This is a genomic window from Parablastomonas sp. CN1-191, from assembly GCF_049354825.1.
Lineage (GTDB): Bacteria > Pseudomonadota > Alphaproteobacteria > Sphingomonadales > Sphingomonadaceae > Novosphingobium.
The window spans coordinates 153,046-170,748 of sequence record NZ_CP186480.1; the positions used below are offsets into that span (position 1 = coordinate 153,046).

The following is a 17,703-nucleotide window of genomic DNA, read 5'->3' on the forward strand; positions in this document are numbered from 1 at the left end:
AATTGCCCGGAGCCGCGACTGTAGCTAGGGCTGGTCGGTCATGACCCTCGTCGTCTTTCGCAACCGTAAACGCGCCGATCTCGACGCCGCGGCCTATGCCGCCGACGCCGCAGCGATGGAGGCGCTGGCGCGCGCGCAGCCCGGGTTCGTGTCGTTCAAATCCTATGCTGCCGACGATGGCGAAGTGATCGCGCTATCCGAATGGAGCGACGAGGGCGCCGCCCGCGCCTGGGGCCGCGAGGCCGAACACGCACGCGTGCAGGGACGGGGCCGGGCCGAGTACTATGCCGACTACACGCTGTTCGTCTGTGCCGATCCGCGCATCCACCGCTTCGAGAGTAACGCATGACCGTAACGGTATACGGCATTCCCAACTGCGACACGGTCAAAAAGGCACGCGCCTGGCTCGACCTGAGCGGCATCTCCTACACCTTCCACGATTACAAGAAGGCCGGAGCCGATGCGGACAAACTGCGCGATTGGGCGCGCGTGGCGGGCTGGGAGCCGCTCCTCAACCGCGCCGGGACGACCTTTCGCAAGCTGCCCGAGTCTGAGCGCGAGGGGCTGAACGAAACGCGCGCGATCACGCTCATGGCGGCCCATCCCTCGGCGATACGGCGCCCGGTGGTCGAGCATCCCGGCGGCCTGCTCGTCGGCTTCGACGCCGCGGCCTGGGGCGCGGCGCTGCGATGAACTGGACCGAGATTGCCGGGTCGCTGCTCGGCCTGGTCAACATCATTCTGCTGGTGCGCCGCTCGGTGTGGAACTTCCCGGTGGCGATGGCGATGGTAACGCTGATCGGCGTCACGCTGTTCGAAGCGCGGCTTTACGCGGAAACGGGACTGCAGGCGTTCTTTTTCGTGGTCAACGCGGTCGGCTGGGTGGCCTGGCTGCGCGCCAGCGGGGAAGACGACCACACCGTCCCGGTTGGCTGGATGACCGGCGGTGCCCGCGCGCTGTGGGCCGCGATCACAGCCGCGCTCAGCGTGACGCTGGGCTGGCTGCTGCATCGATTCACCAATGCCGCATTGCCATTCGCCGATTCGGCGGTGACCGGGGCCAGCATCGCAGCACAGCTGCTGCTGACGATCCGGCGCGTGGAAAACTGGGTCCTGTGGGTGGCGATCGACGTAGTTTCAGTAGGACTTTATCTTTATCGGGGCCTGGTCCTGCTGGCGGCGCTCTATGTCGTTTTCGGGATCATGTCGGTGTTGGGCCTGAGGGAATGGGCCCGCGCCGCGAAGGGGGCGCAATGCTGACGATCTGTTTCCACGGCGCGGAAAGCACCGGCAAGACCACCTTTGCCGAAGGGCTGGCGAGAGAGTTCGGCTGCCCGTGGGTGCCCGAATACGGCCGCACCTTTGCCGAAACGCGCGGCACCGACTTCACCCTCGCCGACCTGCTGGCGATCGCCGAAGGTCAGGATGCCGCGCGGCGGGCGGCGGCTGCAACCGGCCCGGATTTGCTGATCCTCGATACCGACCCGCTTATGACCGCGGCCTGGGCCCGGATGCTGTTCGGCGCGGTCCCGGATGAAGTGACGACTTATCCCAAGGCCGATCACTACGTGCTGTTCGCCCCCGACATGCCGTGGGTTGCCGACGGCACGCGCTTTTTCGGTACCCCGGGCGAACGCAAGCGCTTCGCCGATTTTTCAGAGGCGATGCTCGATCGCGCCGGCGTCCCCTACACCCGCGTCACTGGCGACTGGGACGAGCGCCGCGCCAGCACGCGCGCGCTCGTCCAGCGACTGCTGGCCGAGACGGCGGAGCTGACGCGCTAGCCTTTCAGGAACGGTGGGCCGACATGATGTAATTGAGGCCGGTGTCGGCAGAGAGGTGAAGGCCCCTGCCGGGTGACCAGGCAATGCCCTGCAGCGCGCCGGCCGTCAGTCCCGCCGAAGCCAGCAAGGCGGTCAGTTCGTCCGGAGTGATGAAATCGTCCCAGTGATGCGTGCCGCGCGGGATCAGGCCGATGCGCTCGGCGCCTTCCACCATCAGCAGCCGCGATGCGGCGGTGCGATTGGGTGTCGACAGCACCAGCAGCCCGCCCGGAGCCAGCCGCGCAGATAGCTCGGCGACGAAGGCCGGTTTGTCGGCGACATGCTCGATCACTTCGAACGCGGTAACGAGGTCGAACGTGCCGGCGGGCAAGTCCGCAAGCTCGCCCGCGAAATAGCTGACGTGTAGCCCCATCGCCGCAGCGTGTTCGCGGCCGGCGGCGATGTTTTCGGTCGCCGCATCGACGCCGGTGACGGCGGCACCGAGACGCGCCAGCGGTTCGCAGGCAAGGCCCGCGCCGCACCCGACGTCGAGCGCGCGCTTGCCTGCTAGCGGCCTCGTGGTTTGCGCGGCGGCGGACCAATGCGCGTCGATCGCCTGCCGCAGCGCGCCCAGTCGTACCGGATTGAGCTTGTGCAGCATCGCCGACGATCCGTCCGGATCCCACCACTCGGCAGCCAGCTTTCCGAAGTGGGCGGCTTCACCCGGGCGGATGGTAGGGGTTGCAATGGCCATGCCCCCTTCGTAACAGCCGCGCCGTTGCGGGGCCATGCCGGTCTTGCGCAAGATTGTTACGCTGAGGGAGCCGCCGAGTGGGCCGCATCGTGATGAAATTCGGCGGCACCTCGATGGCCGGGTCCGAGCGAATCCGCCGCGTCGCCCAGATCGTGCGACGCCAGCAGGCGGCCGGACACCAGGTTGCGGTCGTCGTCTCGGCGATGGCTGGCGAAACCGACCGGCTCGTCAATTTCTGCCGCGAGGCCAATCCGCTTTACGATCCGGCCGAATACGACGTCGTCGTTGCCAGCGGCGAACAGGTCACCGCCGGGCTGCTCGCGCTGACACTGCAGGCGCTTGGCTGCAAGGCGCGGTCATGGCTGGGCTGGCAGCTTCCGATCCACACCGACGATGCCCACGCGAAGGCCCGCATACTCGACATCGACGGCGAAGCGATGCCCCAGGCCATGGCCGGGGGAGAGATCGCGGTCATTCCCGGCTTCCAGGGCGTGGGCAACGATCTGCGCATTACCACGCTGGGCCGGGGCGGGTCCGATACCTCGGCCGTGGCGGTCGCCGCGGCGCTGCAGGCCGATCGCTGCGACATCTATACCGACGTCGACGGCGTCTACACCACCGATCCCCGCATCGTCGCCAAGGCGCGCAAGCTCAAGTACGTGACGTACGAGGAAATGCTCGAACTGGCCTCGGTCGGGTCCAAGGTGCTGCAGACCCGGTCGGTCAGCCTGGCGATGAAGGAAGGCGTGCGCGTGCAGGTACTGTCGAGTTTCATCGACGACGATGCCACTCCCGCCGACGAAATCCCCGGAACGATGATCGTTTCCGAAGACGAAATGGACCGGATGATGGAGACCCACGACATGGAACGCCAGCTTGTGACCGGCATCGCCGCAGACAAGAACGAGGCCAAGATCATCCTCACCCGGGTACCCGACCAGCCCGGCGCGGTGGCGCACATCTTCGGCCCGCTGGCCAACGCCGGCATCAACGTCGACATGATCATCCAGAACGTGGGCCGCGACAAGGGCGAGACCGACGTGACCTTTACCGTGCCTGCCGCCGATCTTCTGCGTGCGCAGACGCTGCTCGAGGCGCAAAAGAGCGCGATCGGCTACAACCGCGTCATCACCGATGCGAAGGTCGCCAAGATTAGCGTCGTGGGTGTTGGCATGAAGAGCCACGCAGGCGTTGCCGCCACGATGTTCAAGGCACTGGCCGATCGCGGCATCAACATCCAGGCGATCTCCACCAGCGAGATCAAGGTCTCTGTCCTGATCGACGAGGACGAAACCGAACTGGCGGTGCGCGTTCTCCATACCGCCTACGGCCTCGACCAGGCCGACGCCGCCTGACGGGGCTGTCCTTGCATGACGGCGCGGGAGGGGTCGGTTTCGAACCCGCCCGCTTTTTTTTGCGCGTTGACGCCGCGCGCCGCGCCTGATTTATTCGAACGCGCGGTATCCTGATCGGACGCCGCTGCCCGCGCCCGGCACAAGACCGCGCGAGGGCCGGGAGAGTGCGCGTGGCAATGGCTTCGGACTTCGTGGTGCCTGCTGGTTGGCCGGCGATGTCGCTTGGTGCGGCGCAGGAGGCGCTGTGCGCGCCGGGCATGCCGTTCGAGATGGGCATGGCGGTGGTTCGCGGCGTGCCGACGCGCGTCTGGGCCCACGCGCTGCCGAACCTGGCGGCCCTGGCCCGGCTGGGTGGTTCCCACGGCGAGGCGCTGTTCGTTGTCCACGAGGATGAGCGTGTGACGTTCGCGGCGTGGTACAAGGCGGTTGCCGCGCTGGCTTCGCACCTCGCCGCACGCGGGGTGACCAAGGGCGACCGGGTGGCACTGGCGATGCGCAACTTGCCCGAATGGCCGGCCGTGTTCTTCGCAGTGACGGCGTTGGGGGCGATCTGCGTTCCGCTCAACGCCTGGTGGACCGGCGGCGAGCTGGAATACGGGCTCGCCGATTCGGGCGCGAAAGTACTGGTCTGCGACGCTGAACGGTACGCCCGCATCGCTCCGCATCGCGGCGCCCTGCCGACGCTCGAACACGTGCTGGTCGCCCGCGCGCAGGGCGCGCTCGACGAAGCGGTACGGCTTGAGGACATTATCGGCGGGCCGGCCAACTGGCCACTGCTGCCCGCCGCCGACCTGCCCGCCGTGGACCTGGCGCCCGACGATCCGGCGACGATCTTCTACACCAGCGGCACCACGGGCCATCCCAAGGGCGCGCTCGGCACGCATCGCAACCTGGTCACCAACATTCTGTCGACCGCTTACGGCGCCGCTCGCGGGGCGCTGCGCCGGGGCGAGGCGCCCGCCGCGCCTGCGCGCAAGGTCGGCTTGATGGTAATCCCGCTATTCCATGTCACCGCCTGCTCCGCCTCGTTGATGGGCGTGGTGGCGGCCGGACACACGCTGGTCTTCATGCGCCGCTGGGACGCTGGCGAGGCGCTGGCGCTGATCGAGCGCGAGCGCGTCAACCTCACGGGCGGCGTGCCGACGATCGCCTGGCAGCTGCTCGAACATCCAGACCGTTCGCAATACGACCTCTCCAGCCTGGAAGTGGTTTCCTATGGCGGCGCGCCGTCCGCGCCCGATCTGGTCCGGCGCATCCACGCCGAGTTCGGGGCGCTGCCGGGCAACGGCTGGGGCATGACCGAGACCACCGCGACGGTCACCGCACACACGGCTGAGGATTACCTCAATCGCCCCGAAAGTGCCGGCCCGCCGGTGCCGGTGGCCGACCTCGAGATTCGCGGCGAGGACGGGGAGACCGTGCTGGCAACCGGCGAGGTGGGCGAATTGTGGGCGCGCGGGCCGATGATCGTGGCCGGCTACTGGAACAAGCCCGAGGCCACCGCCGAGACATTCGTGGACGGCTGGGTCCGCACCGGCGACCTCGCCCGGCTCGACGAGGAGGGCTTCCTGTTCCTCGTCGACCGCGCCAAGGATATCGTCATTCGCGGCGGCGAGAACATCTATTCGTCCGAGGTCGAGAACGCGCTGTATGACCACCCGGCGGTGACCGACGCGGCGGTCATCGGCATTCCGCACCGCATCCTGGGCGAGGAACCGGTGGCCGTCGTCCAGCTATCGGCCGGGGAAAGCGCCAGCGAGAAGGCCTTGCAGGCCTGGGTGGGCCAGCGGCTGGCCGCCTTCAAGGTGCCGGTGCGGATCGTGTTCATGGATCATCCACTGCCGCGCAATGCCAACGGCAAGATCCTCAAGCGCGACCTCAAGGACCTGTTCGCAAGTGTCTGAGCGCGCCGCGTCCGACAAGTTCGCGCGCAAGCGCGCCGAGATTCTGGAGGCTGCCGCCGCGCAGATCAACTTGCGCGGGGTCAAGGGCATGACCCTGGCCGACGTCGCCCGCCAGGTCGGTCTCAACACGACCAGCGTGACGTATTACTTTCCGCGCAAGGAGCAGCTTGCCTCGGCCGCGCTGGCGCTGGCGCTGGACCGCCTGGCCGAAGATGCCGCGGAAGCGGCGCTCGAGCCGACGCCGCGCCTGCGCGTGGCGCGGCTGGCGACCCTGGCGTTTGGCCACCTCGGGCGGATTTCCAGCGGCGAGGAGCGCCCGGCCGCTTACCTGTCGGACATTCGCGCGCTAGACCAGTCGCTGCGCATCGAGCTGGCGCGCCGCTACAGCGAAATCGTCATGGCCGTGGCGGACTTCCTTGAACTGCCCGACACGATCGCGGCGATGCGGGCGCACATCCTGCTCGAAACGCTGCACTGGCTGCCGGCCTGGACGCCCCGCTACGAACAGGCCGATTTCCCCCGCCTCGAGGCGCGCTTTATCGAGGTGCTCTGCGACGGCATCAGCGCGCGCGGCGCGGCGCCCTGGGCCGGCCCGTCGGTGTCGGCACTGGGCGCCATCGAGGCGTCGGCCGAGGCGACGATGGCGGACGAGTTCATCCGCTCGGCAACGCTGCTGATCAACCAGCGCGGCTACAAGGGTGCGTCGGTGGACGCGATCGCGGCCCATCGCAATGTCACCAAGGGCAGCTTCTACCACCACCTGGCCGGCAAGGGTGACTTGGTGCTGGCCTGCTTCGAACGCAGCCACAGCCGGATCGCGGCGGTCCAGGCGGCCGCTCTGGCGGTACCGGGAACGTTCGGCGAGCGGCTTGGGCTGGCCCTGACCGCGCTGGTCGATCTGCAGCTCTATTCCGATTTCCCGCTGCTGCGGACGACCGCGCTTCACGCGCTGCCGCAGGACGTGCGGCTGCAGGTGATCGATCGCTCCAACCTCAGTGCGCGGCGCTATGCCGGCATGATGATCGACGGGATCACTGACGGATCAATCGCCGCGATCGATCCGCTGGTTGCCAGCCAGGTCATCATGGCGGCGGTCAATTCGGCTGCGGAGCTACGCCGGTGGGCGCAGGATATGACACACGAGGCGGTCGTCGCCGATTACGCGGCGGCGCTCGCGAGGGGCTTGCTGGCGCCCGCAACGAAAGGCAATCCGACTTCATGACCGATCTCGTCGACCCGGCCCTGCATGGCCTTTCCCCGTCGCGGCTGGCCCGTATCGCTCCGTTCCTGGAGCAGGCTTACGTCGGTCCGGGCAAGTTGCCGTTCGCGCAGATCCTGGTCGCACGCGGGGGCGAGGCGGTCTACCGCGCCGACCTTGGCGTCATGCGCGCCGACGGTACCCCGGTGCGCGAGGACGCCATCGTGCGCATTGCCAGCATGACCAAGCCGGTCACATCGATCGCGTTCATGCAACTGGTGGAAGAAGGCAGGGTCGCGCTCGACGATCCGGTTTCGCGCGTCATTCCAGAATTCGCTAACCTGGGCGTCTATGCCGGCGGGGGCGGCTCGATGCCGTTCCTGCCGCCGACGCAGCCGTCAGCGCCGATGCGGATGGCCGACCTGCTCAGCCACATGGCGGGCTTCACTTACGGCTTCCAGAACCGCACGTCGATCGATGCGGCGCTGCGCGACGTGCTGGTCGACGGCGCGCGCGATATCCCCGGTAACGATCATTTCATCGCCGAACTGGCGAAGCTGCCGCTGGAGTTCGCGCCCGGCACCAGCTGGAACTACTCGGTCGCCACCGACGTGCTTGGTGTCGTCATCGCGCGGCTTGAAGGCAAGAGCCTGGGCGATGTCTTCGCCGAACGGATCTTCAGCCCGCTTGGGATGGCCGATACCGGTTTCACCATGCCCGAGCGCGACCGTGACCGCCTGGCCGATTGCTGGGCCTACGTGCCCGGCGGCGCGCCCAAGGTGATCGACAGGGCTGCCAGCAGCAAGCTGGCCCAGCCGGCCACGTTCGACAACGGCGGCGGCGGTCTGGTGTCCACCGTGGCTGACTATCACCGGTTCTGCCGGATGCTGGTGGGCGGCGGCGCGGCCGACGGGGTTCGGATCGTTTCGCCCAAGACGCTTGACCTGATGACCTGCAACCAGCTGCCTGGCGGGGCTGATTTGTCGACCACGTCGAAATCGCTGTTCAGCGAATCGGCCAATGCCGGGGTCGGTTTCGGGCTGGGATTCGCGGTCACGATGAACCCGGCCCGCGCGCTGCTGCCGGGCAGCGTGGGCGAATTCTATTGGGGTGGCATGTTCTCGACCGCGTTCTTCATCGACCCGGTCGAAAAGCTGCACATGGTCTTCATGACGCAGCTTTCGCCCTCGTCCTCCTATCCGGTCCGGCGCCAGCTCAAGACCCTGATCTATTCCGCGCTCGAAGAGAGCTACGCCTGAGGACATTCACGATGACGAGCTCCGAAACCCTGCCCGGCGCCAAGGCGCATATCGACACCGCGCTGGCGATCTCGACCCGGATCGACGACCTGCCCGCCGGCACCCCGCTTAAGACCATCGGCCGCGTCGGCGTCCTGGGTGCAGGAACGATGGGCGGCGGGATCGCGATGAATTTCCTGACCGCGGGCATCCCGGTCACCATCGTCGAGGCGGAGGCCGCCAACCTCGAACGCGGCGTGGCGACGATCCGCCGCAATTACGAAAACTCGGTCAAGCGCGGCAAGATGGAGGCCGCCGCGGTCGACGCGGCGATGGCGGTGCTGACGCCGTCGCTGGATTTTGCCGATCTTTCCCAGTGCGACCTGGTGATCGAGGCGGTCTATGAGAACCTCGACCTCAAGAAGGATATTTTCCGCCGGCTTGACCAGGTGGCGAAGCGGGGCGCGATCCTGGCCTCCAACACCAGCTACCTCGACATCGACGCGATGGCGGCTGAAACGTCGCGGCCCGAAGCGGTCTTGGGGATGCACTTTTTCTCGCCCGCCAACATCATGAAGCTGCTCGAGGTCGTTCGCGCCGAAAAGACTGGGATGAGCGAATTGGCGACCGTGATGGACCTGGCCTCCAGGATCGGAAAGGTCGCGGTGGTGGCGGGCGTCTGCCACGGCTTCATCGGCAACCGAATGCTGATGCCGCGCCAGCTCCAGGCGCAGGCGATGCTGATGGAAGGCGCCGACTATGCCGCGGTCGACCAGGCCCTGCTCGATTTCGGCTTCCCGATGGGCCCCTTCCAGATGAGCGACCTGGCCGGCGTCGACATCGGCTGGCACCGCGACCCGGCGCGCATCGAATCGATCCGCGATGCGCTTTGTGCCGCGGGCCGCTGGGGCCAGAAAACCGGCAAGGGCTGGTATGACTATGACGACAGCCGCCAGCGCAGAAGTTCGGACGAAGTGCACGCCATCGTCGCAAAGTTCGCTGCCCGCGAAGGCAAGCCGCAGCGCGCCTTCACCGCCGATGAAATCCGCGAACGGCTGCTCTATCCGATGATCGACGAGGGCGCGAAGATCCTTGGCGAGGGCAAGGCCCAGCGTGCCTCCGACATCGACCTGGTCTGGCTCAACGGTTACGGCTGGCCGGCGTGGACCGGCGGCCCAATGTTCTGGGCCCAGCATGTCGGCCTCAAGACGATCGTCGCCGGGCTTGAGCGCCACGGCATGCCGGTTTCGCCTTACCTGCGTCAGGCTGCCGATGGCACGGGCAAGTTCGACTAGCGGCGGCGCGCCGGCATGCCTATGCCCGCCGTGATGACGGGCTCGCGCTGGCAGTTCTGGATCGATCGCGGCGGCACGTTCACCGATGTCGTGGCGCGCGATCCTGGCGGCAGCGTGCGCACTGCCAAGCTCCTCTCCGAAGACCCCAACCGGGCCGAGGATGCCGCCGTCGCGGCTATTCGCGCGCTGACCGGGACGTCCGAAGGCCCGCTGCCCCCCTGCGAGGTCCGGCTTGGCACCACCGTCGCGACCAATGCCCTGCTGGAACGCAAGGGCGAGCCGACGCTGCTGGCGATCACGCGCGGCTTTGGCGATGCGCTGCGGATCGGCACGCAGGAACGGCCCGACCTGTTCGTGCGCCGCATCGTCCTGCCCGAGCCGCCGCATGCCCGCGTTCTCGAAATAGAAGAGCGCGTCGCCGCCGACGGCAGCGTGGTGCGCCCGCTTGACGAGGATGGCGCCCGTGCCGGCTTTGCCGAGGCTTTCGCGGCCGGGATCCGTTCGGTCGCGATCGTGCTGGTCCACGGCTGGCGCTACCAAGTACATGAGGCGCGGCTTGCCGAACTCGCGGCGGAGGCCGGGTTCGCACACATCTCGGTCAGCCACCGGGTCGCGCCGTTGATCCGCCTGATCGGGCGCGGCGACACGACATTGGTCGACGCCTACCTGTCGCCGGTGCTGCGCCGCTATCTCGAGGGGTTTCGCAGCGCGCTTGGCGATGCGGGGCATGCGCTGTTCATGCAGTCCAACGGTGGCCTTGCCGACGCGGGGCGGTTCTCCGGCAAGGACGCGGTCCTGTCAGGGCCCGCCGGCGGCATCGTCGGCATGGCACGCACTGCCGCCATTTCGGGCGAGAGGCGGGTCATCGGCTTCGACATGGGCGGCACCTCGACCGACGTCAGCCACTATGCCGGCGCGTACGAGCGCGACAGCGAGACCCGCGTCGCGGGCGTGCGTATCCGCACCCCGATGCTGCGCATCCACACCGTCGCGGCGGGCGGCGGTTCGATCTGCGCCGTGGCCGCGGGCCGGCTGACCGTCGGCCCCGCCAGCGCCGGCGCGGTGCCGGGACCGGCGGCCTATCGCCGCGGCGGCCCGCTGACCGTGACCGATTGCAACGTGCTGCTGGGCCGGGTCATGCCGCATCGCTTCCCGGCACTGTTCGGTCCGGGCGGCGACGAACCGCTCGACTGCGCGGCGGTCGAAGCGCAGTTCGCCGGCCTTGCCGCCGAAGTCGAACGCGAGACCGGCCGGGCCGCGCGGCCCGAAGCGCTGGCCGAGGGATTCCTGGCCATCGCGGTCGCCAACATGGCCAACGCGATCCGGCAAATCTCGGTCGCGCGCGGTCACGATGTGACCGGCTATGCCCTCGCCTGCTTTGGCGGAGCGGGCGGGCAGCACGCCTGCCAGGTTGCCGACGCGCTCGCGATCGACACCGTGCTTGTTCACCCGCTGGCCGGCGTGCTGTCCGCCTATGGCATGGGCCTTGCCAGCGAGGCCGCGCTGCGCGAACGCACGCTGGCCCTCGACCTTACGCCCGGCACTGACGCCGAAGTGGCGCGCGCGGCGCGGGAATTGAGCGACGAGGCCGCTGCCGCGTTGGCTGCCGAAGCCACCGGCACGGAGACGACGCTGTTCGTGCGGCGCGCGGGCAGTGAGCATGCCATCGGCCTGCCTCTGCTCAATGCCGCGGCACTGCAAGCTGCCTTCGCCGCCGCGCACACTGCCGAGTTCGGTTATGCGCCCGACGGCCCCCTGGTCATCGACCGCATCCGGGTCGAGGCGGCGGCCGAGCGCGCGGCTGCGCCCCTCGACTGGCCGATGCCGACCCACAGCGCCCCGCCGCTCGAAACTGCGTCAGTGCGGATCGGCGGGCGTCAGCGCATGGTACCTGTCCACGACCGCGCTGGCCTTGCCGCCGGTTTCACCGCGCCCGGCCCCCTGCTGGTGATCGACCCGCTATCGACGACACTGGTCATGCCCGGCTGGTCCTTGCGCGTGGACGATGACGGCACGCTGCGCATGGTCCGTACGGAAGCGCGTGAAGGCGCGCCGCGCGGCGGGACCGAGGCCGACCCGGTGCGGCTGGAGATCTTCAACGGCCTGTTCATGGCGATCGCCGAAGAGATGGGCGCGGCGCTGGCCCGCAGCGCCAGTTCGGTAAACATCCGTGAGCGGCTCGATTTTTCCTGCGCGGTGTTCGATGGTGCCGGCCGGCTGGTCGCCAACGCGCCGCACATGCCGGTGCACCTCGGGTCGATGGGCGAGAGCGTGCAGACCGTGCTGCGTGCCCGCGCCAACGACGGGCGCGGCATCCGGCGCGGCGATGCCTACGTGCTCAACGCGCCTTACGCGGGCGGCACGCACTTGCCCGATATCACCGTGGTGATGCCGGTGTTCGCGGATGAAACGGAGACGGCCACGTTCTGGGTCGCCGCGCGCGGCCACCACGCCGACGTCGGTGGGATCGCGCCGGGATCGATGCCGCCCGGCAGCCGTACGATCCGTGACGAGGGCGTCATGCTCGACAACCTGCTGCTGGTCGATGAGGGCCGCTTCCGCGAAAGCGAGATGCGGGCCATCCTTGCCTCCGGCCCGCACCCGGCGCGCGCGATCGACATGAACATCGCCGACCTTGCCGCGCAAGTCGCCGCTTGCACGCGCGGTGCCGCAGGATTGCACGCGGCCTGCGACGAACATGGCCGCGACGTGGTCCTGGCCTACATGGCGCATGTGCACGACAACGCCGCCGAGGCCGTGCGGCGGTTGATCGTTGGGCTCGAGGACGGGGACTTTTCCTACGAGATGGATTCGGGCGCCGTCGTCAGGGTCGGTGTCCGTATCGACCGGGCCGCGCGCCACGTGACGGTCGACTTCGCCGGGTCGAGCGACCAGCGCCCCGACAACTTCAACGCGCCGTTCAGCGTGGTGCGCGCGGCAACGATGTACGTGTTGCGCACGATGATCGACGAGGCGATCCCGATGAACGAGGGCTGCCTCGACCCGGTGACGATACGCGTACCCGAAGGCTCGATGCTCAATCCGCGGCCACCGGCCGCCGTCGTTGCGGGCAACGTCGAGACGAGCCAGGTCGTGACCGATGCGCTTTTCGGCGCTTTTCGCGCGCTGGCCGCAAGCCAGGGGACCATGAATAACCTGACCTTCGGCACCGAGCGCTATCAGTATTACGAAACGATCGCGGGCGGAGCCGGCGCCGGTGACGGGTTTGCTGGCGCCAGCGCGGTCCAGACGCACATGACGAACAGCCGCCTGACCGATCCGGAGGTGCTGGAAACGCGCTTTCCGGTCCGTCTCGAACGGTTCGCCGTCCGCGCCGGCTCCGGCGGCACGGGGCGGTGGCGCGGCGGTGACGGCACGGTACGCGAAATCACCTTCCTCGAACCGATGAGCGCTGGCATTCTCGCCAACCGGCGACGCGTGCCGCCGTTCGGACTGGCCGGCGGCGGCAGCGGCGCGCCGGGCGAAACGCGGATCGAGCGCGCCGACGGCACGACCCAGGTATTGGCCTCGACCGCGCAAGTCGAAGTCGAGGCCGGCGACCGCATCGTCGTGGAAACACCGGGCGGCGGCGGCTGGGGAGAACCGACATGAACGGCTGGGTGCTGATCGGTATCGCCGTGATGGCACTGGGCTTTGCCCTGCGTGCCAATCCGCTGCTGGTCGTGGTCGGCGCGGCGCTGGCGACCGGGCTTGCCGCGGGCATGGGACCGGTGGGCGTGCTCGCCGCGTTCGGCAAGGCCTTCAACGACACCCGCTATGTCAGCGCGGTCTATGTCGTGCTTCCGGTCATCGCCATGCTGGAACGCGGCGGCCTGCGCGAGCGCGCCCGGGCGCTGATCGCGCGGCTGCGCGGCGCGACGCTGGCGAGGATCCTGATCGCCTATCTCGTCATCCGGCAGCTTACCGCCGCACTCGGCCTCACCGGCGTCACCGGCCAGGTCCAGACCGTGCGTCCGCTGGTCGCGCCGATGGCCGAGGCCGCGGCCCGCGAAGCCCTCGGGGCCGAGCCGGACGAGGCCGCGCGCGACCGGATCAGGGCGATGGCCGCCGCCACCGACAACGTCGGGCTATTCTTCGGCGAGGACATCTTCATCGCCATCGGCTCGATCCTGCTGATGAAGGGGTTCCTGGAACAGCAGGGCATCGTGCTGACGCCGTTCGATTTGTCGGTCTGGGCGATCCCGACCGCGATCTTTGCCTTCGTGATACACGGCTTCCGGCTCTGGCGCTTCGGGCGCCGCGAGGCGGCGCGATGATCGGGCTCAATTTCGTTTACGCGGTCGCCGGGATCGTGATGGTCATCTACGCCGCGCTTGCGCTGCGCGACCGGTCCAATCCCAAGCGGTTCGGCAACGCCGCGTTCTGGGGGCTGCTGGCGGTGTCGCTGCTGGCCGGCGACCACTTGGAGGACGTCGGCAACGGCATCCTCGTCATCGCACTGGTCGCCATCGCGGCGTTCGGCGGGCTGGGCCGCGGGCCGGAACCTGATACCGTTGCCGAGCGGGCCGCCGCAGCGCACCGTAACGGCGACCGGCTTTTCCTGCTGGCGCTGGTGATCCCGGTGGTCGCCCTTGGCGGTACGCTCGGCTTCAAATGGATACCCGCCATCGTCGATCCCAAGCAGGTCACGCTCGTCAGCCTGACGCTGGGCGTGCTCATCGCGCTGGCTGCCGGTTACCTCTGGTTGCGTCCGCCCGCACGCCAGCCCCTCGATGACGGGCGGCGCCTGATCGAATCCATCGGCTGGGCTGCTATCCTGCCGCAAATGCTCGCCAGCCTGGGCGCGGTCTTCGCCGCGGCGGGGATGGGCGCGGTGGTCGGGCACTTGTTCTCGGCGGTCATTCCCGACGGCAGCCTGGTCGCCGCGGTGCTGGTCTATGCGCTGGGCATGGCGGGCTTCACGATGATGATGGGCAATGCCTTCGCTGCCTTCCCGGTGATGGCTGGTGCGATCGGGCTACCGCTGCTGGTGCACCAGTATCACGGCAACCCGGCGGTTATCGCCGCGATCGGGATGCTGGCCGGTTTCTGCGGAACGCTGATGACGCCGCTGGCCGCCAACTTCAACATCGTGCCCGCCGCGATCCTTGAACTGAAGGACCGCAACGCCGTGATCAAGGCGCAGGTCGGCACCGCGCTGCCGCTGCTGGCGGTCAATTGCGCGCTGATCTATCTGCTGGCGTTCCGATGACCCAGACCTTGACCCCCCAGTTCGCCGCCGGCGCCATGCGCCTGACTTTGGGCCACCTCGGCCAGGAGTACCCACACGCGCTTCAGCACGTGATGACCGGCGATGGCGACGTCCTGCCGCCGCGCGTGCTGCATCCGATCTTCCACGGTAGTTTCGATTGGCATTCCTGCGTCCACGGCTGGTGGCAGGTCCTGCGCCTGGCGCGGTTGTTCCCTGACCTGCCGGAGGCCGAGATGGTTCGCGCCCGCGCTGGCCAGATGCTGACGGCGGAGCATTTCGCGGTCGAAACCGCGTACCTCGAACGACCTTCGGCGCGCGGGTTCGAGCGGCCCTATGGGTGGGGCTGGGCGCTGGCGCTCGACGCCGAGATGCGTCGCCACGACGCGGACTGGGCAAGCAACGCCAATGCCTTCGCCGCCGCCTTCGCGGCGCGCTTCACGGCGTTTTTCCCGCTTCAGACCTACCCGATCCGCGTCGGTACGCACCCTAACAGCGCGTTTGCGATGACGCTCGCGCTGGACTGGGCACGCGCGCACGATCCTGGCCTGGCAGCGCTGCTCGAATCCCGCGCCCGCGACTGGTTCGGGGACGATGCCGATTGCCAGGCATGGGAACCGGGCGGCGATGAATTCCTCTCTCCCGCGCTGTCGGTGGCCCTGCTGATGAGCCGCGTGCTGCCAGCACCCGAATTTGCCGGCTGGTTCGGCCGCTTCCTGCCGCGCGCGGCGCAGCGCGAGCCCGCCACGCTGTTCACGCCGGCGACCGTAAGTGACCGTAGCGATGGCAAGATCGCGCATCTTGACGGGCTTAACCTGTCGCGCGCGTGGGCCTGGCGCTCGATCGCGGCGGCGCTCGGCCCGGGCCACCCGGTGCTGCCAGTCGCGCGCGAGACGGCTGCTGCGCATATCGGCGCGGCGCTTCCCCACATCGCCGGCGACTACATGGGTGAGCACTGGCTGGCGAGCTTTGCGCTGCTGGCGCTTGCCGCCCCGGCATGAGCATCGCGCTTGCGCTGCTGGCCGCAGCGCCCACCGAGATCGTCGTGACCGGCACCGGCCTGCCCGATACGCCTGCCGCTCCCGCTTACGATCGCGTCGTATTGGACCGAGAGGTGCTTGATCGCGCCGCCTCGGGCCGGATCGAGGACGCACTGGCGAATGTCGCTGGATTTCAGCAGTTCCGCCGTAGCGACAGCCGATCCTCCAACCCCTCGGCACAAGGGGTGACGCTGCGTGCGCTGGGCGGCAACGCCACCAGCCGCGCGCTGGTAACGCTCGACGGAGTTCCGCTGGCCGATCCTTTCTTCGGCTATGTGCCGCTCTCCGCGACCGATCCGGCGCAGCTGGCGCGCGCCGTGGTAACGCGCGGCGGTGGTTCGGGCGCTTTCGGTGCGGGCGCCGTGGCGGGGACGATCGCGCTGGAAAGTGCCGGTGCCGCCACGCTTGGTCCGGTTGGAGGCCAGGCACTGGTAGACGACCGCGGCGAGACCGCGCTGGCGGGCTATCTCGCGCCGCGCCTGGGGCACGGCTACGCGGTGTTGGCCGGTCGCTGGGACCGCGGGCAGGGGTTCTGGACGTCGCCGCCCGATCAGCGCGTACCCGCCAGCGTGCGGGCGCGCTTCGACAGCTGGTCGGCCTCCGCCCGAATGGCAGCACCGCTGGGCGACGCGGCCGAGCTCCAGGCGCGCGTCGGTGCTTTCGGCGACGCCCGGACGCTGCGGTTTGCCGGGGCGGACACCACCAGTTCCGGCAGCGATGCCAGCGTCCGCCTGATCGGCCGTGGCGCGTTCGGATTCGAACTGCTCGGTTACGTCCAGACGCGTGACTTCTCGAACGTGGTGATCAGTTCGTCGAGCTTTCGCAAGACGCTCGACCAGCAAGGCACACCCTCCACCGGGCTCGGCGGCAAGCTTGAGCTGCGGCCCCCTGTGGGCGGAGCACACGTACTTCGGATCGGCGCCGACTGGCGCCGCGCGACCGGCATGACGCAGGAAGCGGCCTACAGCACGGTAACCGGGCTGGTCACCGCGCGGCGCCGCGCGGGCGGGCGAAACGACGATGTCGGCCTCTACGTTGAGGATGACTGGACGCACGGGGACTTGACGCTGACGGGCGGGGCCCGGGCCGACCGCTGGGTTGTCGCCGATGGCTTCTACCGCGAGGTCGCGGCGAGCGGCACCGTGACCGGGGATATCCGCTACGCCGCGCGGGCGGGCTGGACCGGCAGCCTGCGCGGCGGCGCCCGTCTCCGGCTTTCGCCCGCGCTGTCGCTGCGCGGGGCCGCGTACAGCGGGCTCCGGCTTCCCACCCTGAACGAGCTTTACCGGCCTTTCGTCGTGTTCCCGGTGACGACGCAGGCCAATGCCGCGCTTGCCAACGAACGCTTGCGGGGGGCCGAGCTGGGCGCCGAGATCGCGCCGGTGCCGGGCGTGTCCTTGGCGCTGACCGCGTTCGACAACCGGCTTGGCGGCGCCATCGCCAACGTCACCCTTGCGCCGGGGCTTCGCCAGCGCCGCAACGTCGATGCGATCCGCGCCCGCGGGATCGAGGCGAGCGCGGGGCTGCGGCGCGGGGCTGTCGCGCTGGACGGTTCGCTGGCCTGGACCGACGCCCGGGTCGAGGCGACCGGGGCGTCCGCTGCGCTCGACGGGATGCGCCCCGCGCAGACGCCGACGTGGGCCACTAGCCTGACCGGCAGCGTTGCGCCGTGCGGCGGCTGTTCTGCCGCCTTGACGCTTCGCCATGTCGGGGCGCAATTCGAGGACGACCTTGAAACCGATGTGCTGCCCGCGGCGACGACGCTTGACGCAATCGTGGCACTGCCGGTGGCGCGGCACTGGTCGCTCTTGCTTCGCGGTGAGAACCTGACCGGCGCACGGGTGGTGACGCGCAACCAGGGCGGCTCGATCGACCTGGGTGCGCCGCGGACGCTGTGGCTCGGCGTGAAGCTGCGCGGCTGATCGCCGGTTGTCGGCTGCGCGTATCC

The 17,703-nt window shown here is 68.9% G+C and carries 15 protein-coding genes; 14 read left to right on the forward strand and 1 reads right to left on the reverse strand.

The features are described 5' to 3' along the window. Positions 1–40 precede the first annotated feature (40 nt). From ACOYW6_RS00785 to ACOYW6_RS00800, 4 genes are read left to right on the forward strand one after another with little or no spacing between them, the layout of a single operon-like run. Positions 41–349: an antibiotic biosynthesis monooxygenase family protein gene (locus ACOYW6_RS00785; RefSeq protein ID WP_423141937.1), complete on the forward strand. Its 309-nt coding sequence runs from the start codon at positions 41–43 to the stop codon at positions 347–349. After that, positions 346–693, forward strand: a complete 348-nt coding sequence (locus ACOYW6_RS00790) for an arsenate reductase (RefSeq protein WP_423141938.1) — start codon at positions 346–348, stop codon at positions 691–693. Before ACOYW6_RS00785 ends, ACOYW6_RS00790 begins: the two co-directional genes overlap by 4 nt. After that, a complete protein-coding gene (pnuC, locus tag ACOYW6_RS00795; protein ID WP_423141939.1) occupies positions 690–1,259 on the forward strand; it encodes a nicotinamide riboside transporter PnuC in 570 nt (189 codons plus the stop codon). Before ACOYW6_RS00790 ends, pnuC begins: the two co-directional genes overlap by 4 nt. Beyond that, entirely contained in the window at positions 1,253–1,783 is a 531-nt protein-coding gene (locus tag ACOYW6_RS00800) for an AAA family ATPase (RefSeq protein ID WP_423141940.1), read from the forward strand. Before pnuC ends, ACOYW6_RS00800 begins: the two co-directional genes overlap by 7 nt. A 4-nt stretch (positions 1,784–1,787) precedes the next feature. Here ACOYW6_RS00800 and ubiG read toward each other — a convergent pair whose 3' ends face one another. Beyond that, complete coding sequence (ubiG, locus tag ACOYW6_RS00805) at positions 1,788–2,516, reverse strand: bifunctional 2-polyprenyl-6-hydroxyphenol methylase/3-demethylubiquinol 3-O-methyltransferase UbiG (RefSeq protein WP_423141941.1); 729 nt, start codon at positions 2,514–2,516, stop codon at positions 1,788–1,790. A 77-nt stretch (positions 2,517–2,593) separates the two neighbouring features. Between ubiG and ACOYW6_RS00810 the strand changes: the two genes are divergently transcribed. The 10 genes from ACOYW6_RS00810 (at position 2,594) to ACOYW6_RS00855 (ending at position 17,677) form a co-directional block, all read left to right on the forward strand. After that, positions 2,594–3,871: an aspartate kinase gene (locus ACOYW6_RS00810; RefSeq protein WP_423141942.1), complete on the forward strand. Its 1,278-nt coding sequence runs from the start codon at positions 2,594–2,596 to the stop codon at positions 3,869–3,871. A 176-nt stretch (positions 3,872–4,047) separates the two neighbouring features. Further along, positions 4,048–5,775 carry a class I adenylate-forming enzyme family protein gene (locus tag ACOYW6_RS00815; RefSeq protein WP_423143140.1) on the forward strand — a complete coding sequence of 576 codons (1,728 nt, stop codon included), beginning with the start codon at positions 4,048–4,050 and terminating at the stop codon, positions 5,773–5,775. Further along, the gene (locus ACOYW6_RS00820; RefSeq protein ID WP_423141943.1) at positions 5,768–6,997 is read left to right on the forward strand and encodes a TetR/AcrR family transcriptional regulator; all 1,230 of its coding nucleotides are present in this window, start codon (positions 5,768–5,770) and stop codon (positions 6,995–6,997) included. The genes ACOYW6_RS00815 and ACOYW6_RS00820 overlap by 8 nt, the downstream gene beginning before the upstream one ends. Further along, positions 6,994–8,232 carry a serine hydrolase domain-containing protein gene (locus tag ACOYW6_RS00825; RefSeq protein ID WP_423141944.1) on the forward strand — a complete coding sequence of 413 codons (1,239 nt, stop codon included), beginning with the start codon at positions 6,994–6,996 and terminating at the stop codon, positions 8,230–8,232. The genes ACOYW6_RS00820 and ACOYW6_RS00825 overlap by 4 nt, the downstream gene beginning before the upstream one ends. Positions 8,233–8,243: 11 nt before the next feature. Next, entirely contained in the window at positions 8,244–9,506 is a 1,263-nt protein-coding gene (locus ACOYW6_RS00830; RefSeq protein ID WP_423141945.1) for a 3-hydroxyacyl-CoA dehydrogenase NAD-binding domain-containing protein, read from the forward strand. A gap of 21 nt (positions 9,507–9,527) precedes the next feature. Then, positions 9,528–13,118, forward strand: coding sequence for a hydantoinase B/oxoprolinase family protein (locus tag ACOYW6_RS00835; RefSeq protein ID WP_423143141.1), 3,591 nt, complete (start codon positions 9,528–9,530; stop codon positions 13,116–13,118). Continuing rightward, entirely contained in the window at positions 13,115–13,783 is a 669-nt protein-coding gene (locus tag ACOYW6_RS00840; protein ID WP_423141946.1) for a DUF969 domain-containing protein, read from the forward strand. Before ACOYW6_RS00835 ends, ACOYW6_RS00840 begins: the two co-directional genes overlap by 4 nt. Further along, positions 13,780–14,718, forward strand: coding sequence for a DUF979 domain-containing protein (locus ACOYW6_RS00845; protein WP_423141947.1), 939 nt, complete (start codon positions 13,780–13,782; stop codon positions 14,716–14,718). The genes ACOYW6_RS00840 and ACOYW6_RS00845 overlap by 4 nt, the downstream gene beginning before the upstream one ends. Continuing rightward, positions 14,715–15,716 (forward strand): DUF2891 domain-containing protein, encoded by a 1,002-nt coding sequence (locus tag ACOYW6_RS00850; RefSeq protein WP_423141948.1) that lies wholly within the window; start codon positions 14,715–14,717, stop codon positions 15,714–15,716. Before ACOYW6_RS00845 ends, ACOYW6_RS00850 begins: the two co-directional genes overlap by 4 nt. Next, positions 15,713–17,677: a TonB-dependent receptor gene (locus tag ACOYW6_RS00855; RefSeq protein ID WP_423141949.1), complete on the forward strand. Its 1,965-nt coding sequence runs from the start codon at positions 15,713–15,715 to the stop codon at positions 17,675–17,677. The genes ACOYW6_RS00850 and ACOYW6_RS00855 overlap by 4 nt, the downstream gene beginning before the upstream one ends. Positions 17,678–17,703 lie beyond the last annotated feature (26 nt).

What these genes read in the sequence shown, in the direction of transcription:
- ACOYW6_RS00785 (WP_423141937.1), top strand. Translation starts at nt 41, where the DNA reads ATGACCCTCGTCGTCTTTCGCAACCGTAAACGCGCCGATCTCGACGCC.
- ACOYW6_RS00790 (WP_423141938.1), top strand. Translation starts at nt 346, where the DNA reads ATGACCGTAACGGTATACGGCATTCCCAACTGCGACACGGTCAAAAAG.
- pnuC (WP_423141939.1), top strand. Translation starts at nt 690, where the DNA reads ATGAACTGGACCGAGATTGCCGGGTCGCTGCTCGGCCTGGTCAACATC.
- ACOYW6_RS00800 (WP_423141940.1), top strand. Translation starts at nt 1,253, where the DNA reads ATGCTGACGATCTGTTTCCACGGCGCGGAAAGCACCGGCAAGACCACC.
- ubiG (WP_423141941.1), bottom strand. Translation starts at nt 2,516, where the DNA reads ATGGCCATTGCAACCCCTACCATCCGCCCGGGTGAAGCCGCCCACTTC.
- ACOYW6_RS00815 (WP_423143140.1), top strand. Translation starts at nt 4,048, where the DNA reads ATGGCTTCGGACTTCGTGGTGCCTGCTGGTTGGCCGGCGATGTCGCTT.
- ACOYW6_RS00825 (WP_423141944.1), top strand. Translation starts at nt 6,994, where the DNA reads ATGACCGATCTCGTCGACCCGGCCCTGCATGGCCTTTCCCCGTCGCGG.
- ACOYW6_RS00830 (WP_423141945.1), top strand. Translation starts at nt 8,244, where the DNA reads ATGACGAGCTCCGAAACCCTGCCCGGCGCCAAGGCGCATATCGACACC.
- ACOYW6_RS00835 (WP_423143141.1), top strand. Translation starts at nt 9,528, where the DNA reads ATGCCCGCCGTGATGACGGGCTCGCGCTGGCAGTTCTGGATCGATCGC.
- ACOYW6_RS00840 (WP_423141946.1), top strand. Translation starts at nt 13,115, where the DNA reads ATGAACGGCTGGGTGCTGATCGGTATCGCCGTGATGGCACTGGGCTTT.
- ACOYW6_RS00845 (WP_423141947.1), top strand. Translation starts at nt 13,780, where the DNA reads ATGATCGGGCTCAATTTCGTTTACGCGGTCGCCGGGATCGTGATGGTC.
- ACOYW6_RS00850 (WP_423141948.1), top strand. Translation starts at nt 14,715, where the DNA reads ATGACCCAGACCTTGACCCCCCAGTTCGCCGCCGGCGCCATGCGCCTG.
- ACOYW6_RS00855 (WP_423141949.1), top strand. Translation starts at nt 15,713, where the DNA reads ATGAGCATCGCGCTTGCGCTGCTGGCCGCAGCGCCCACCGAGATCGTC.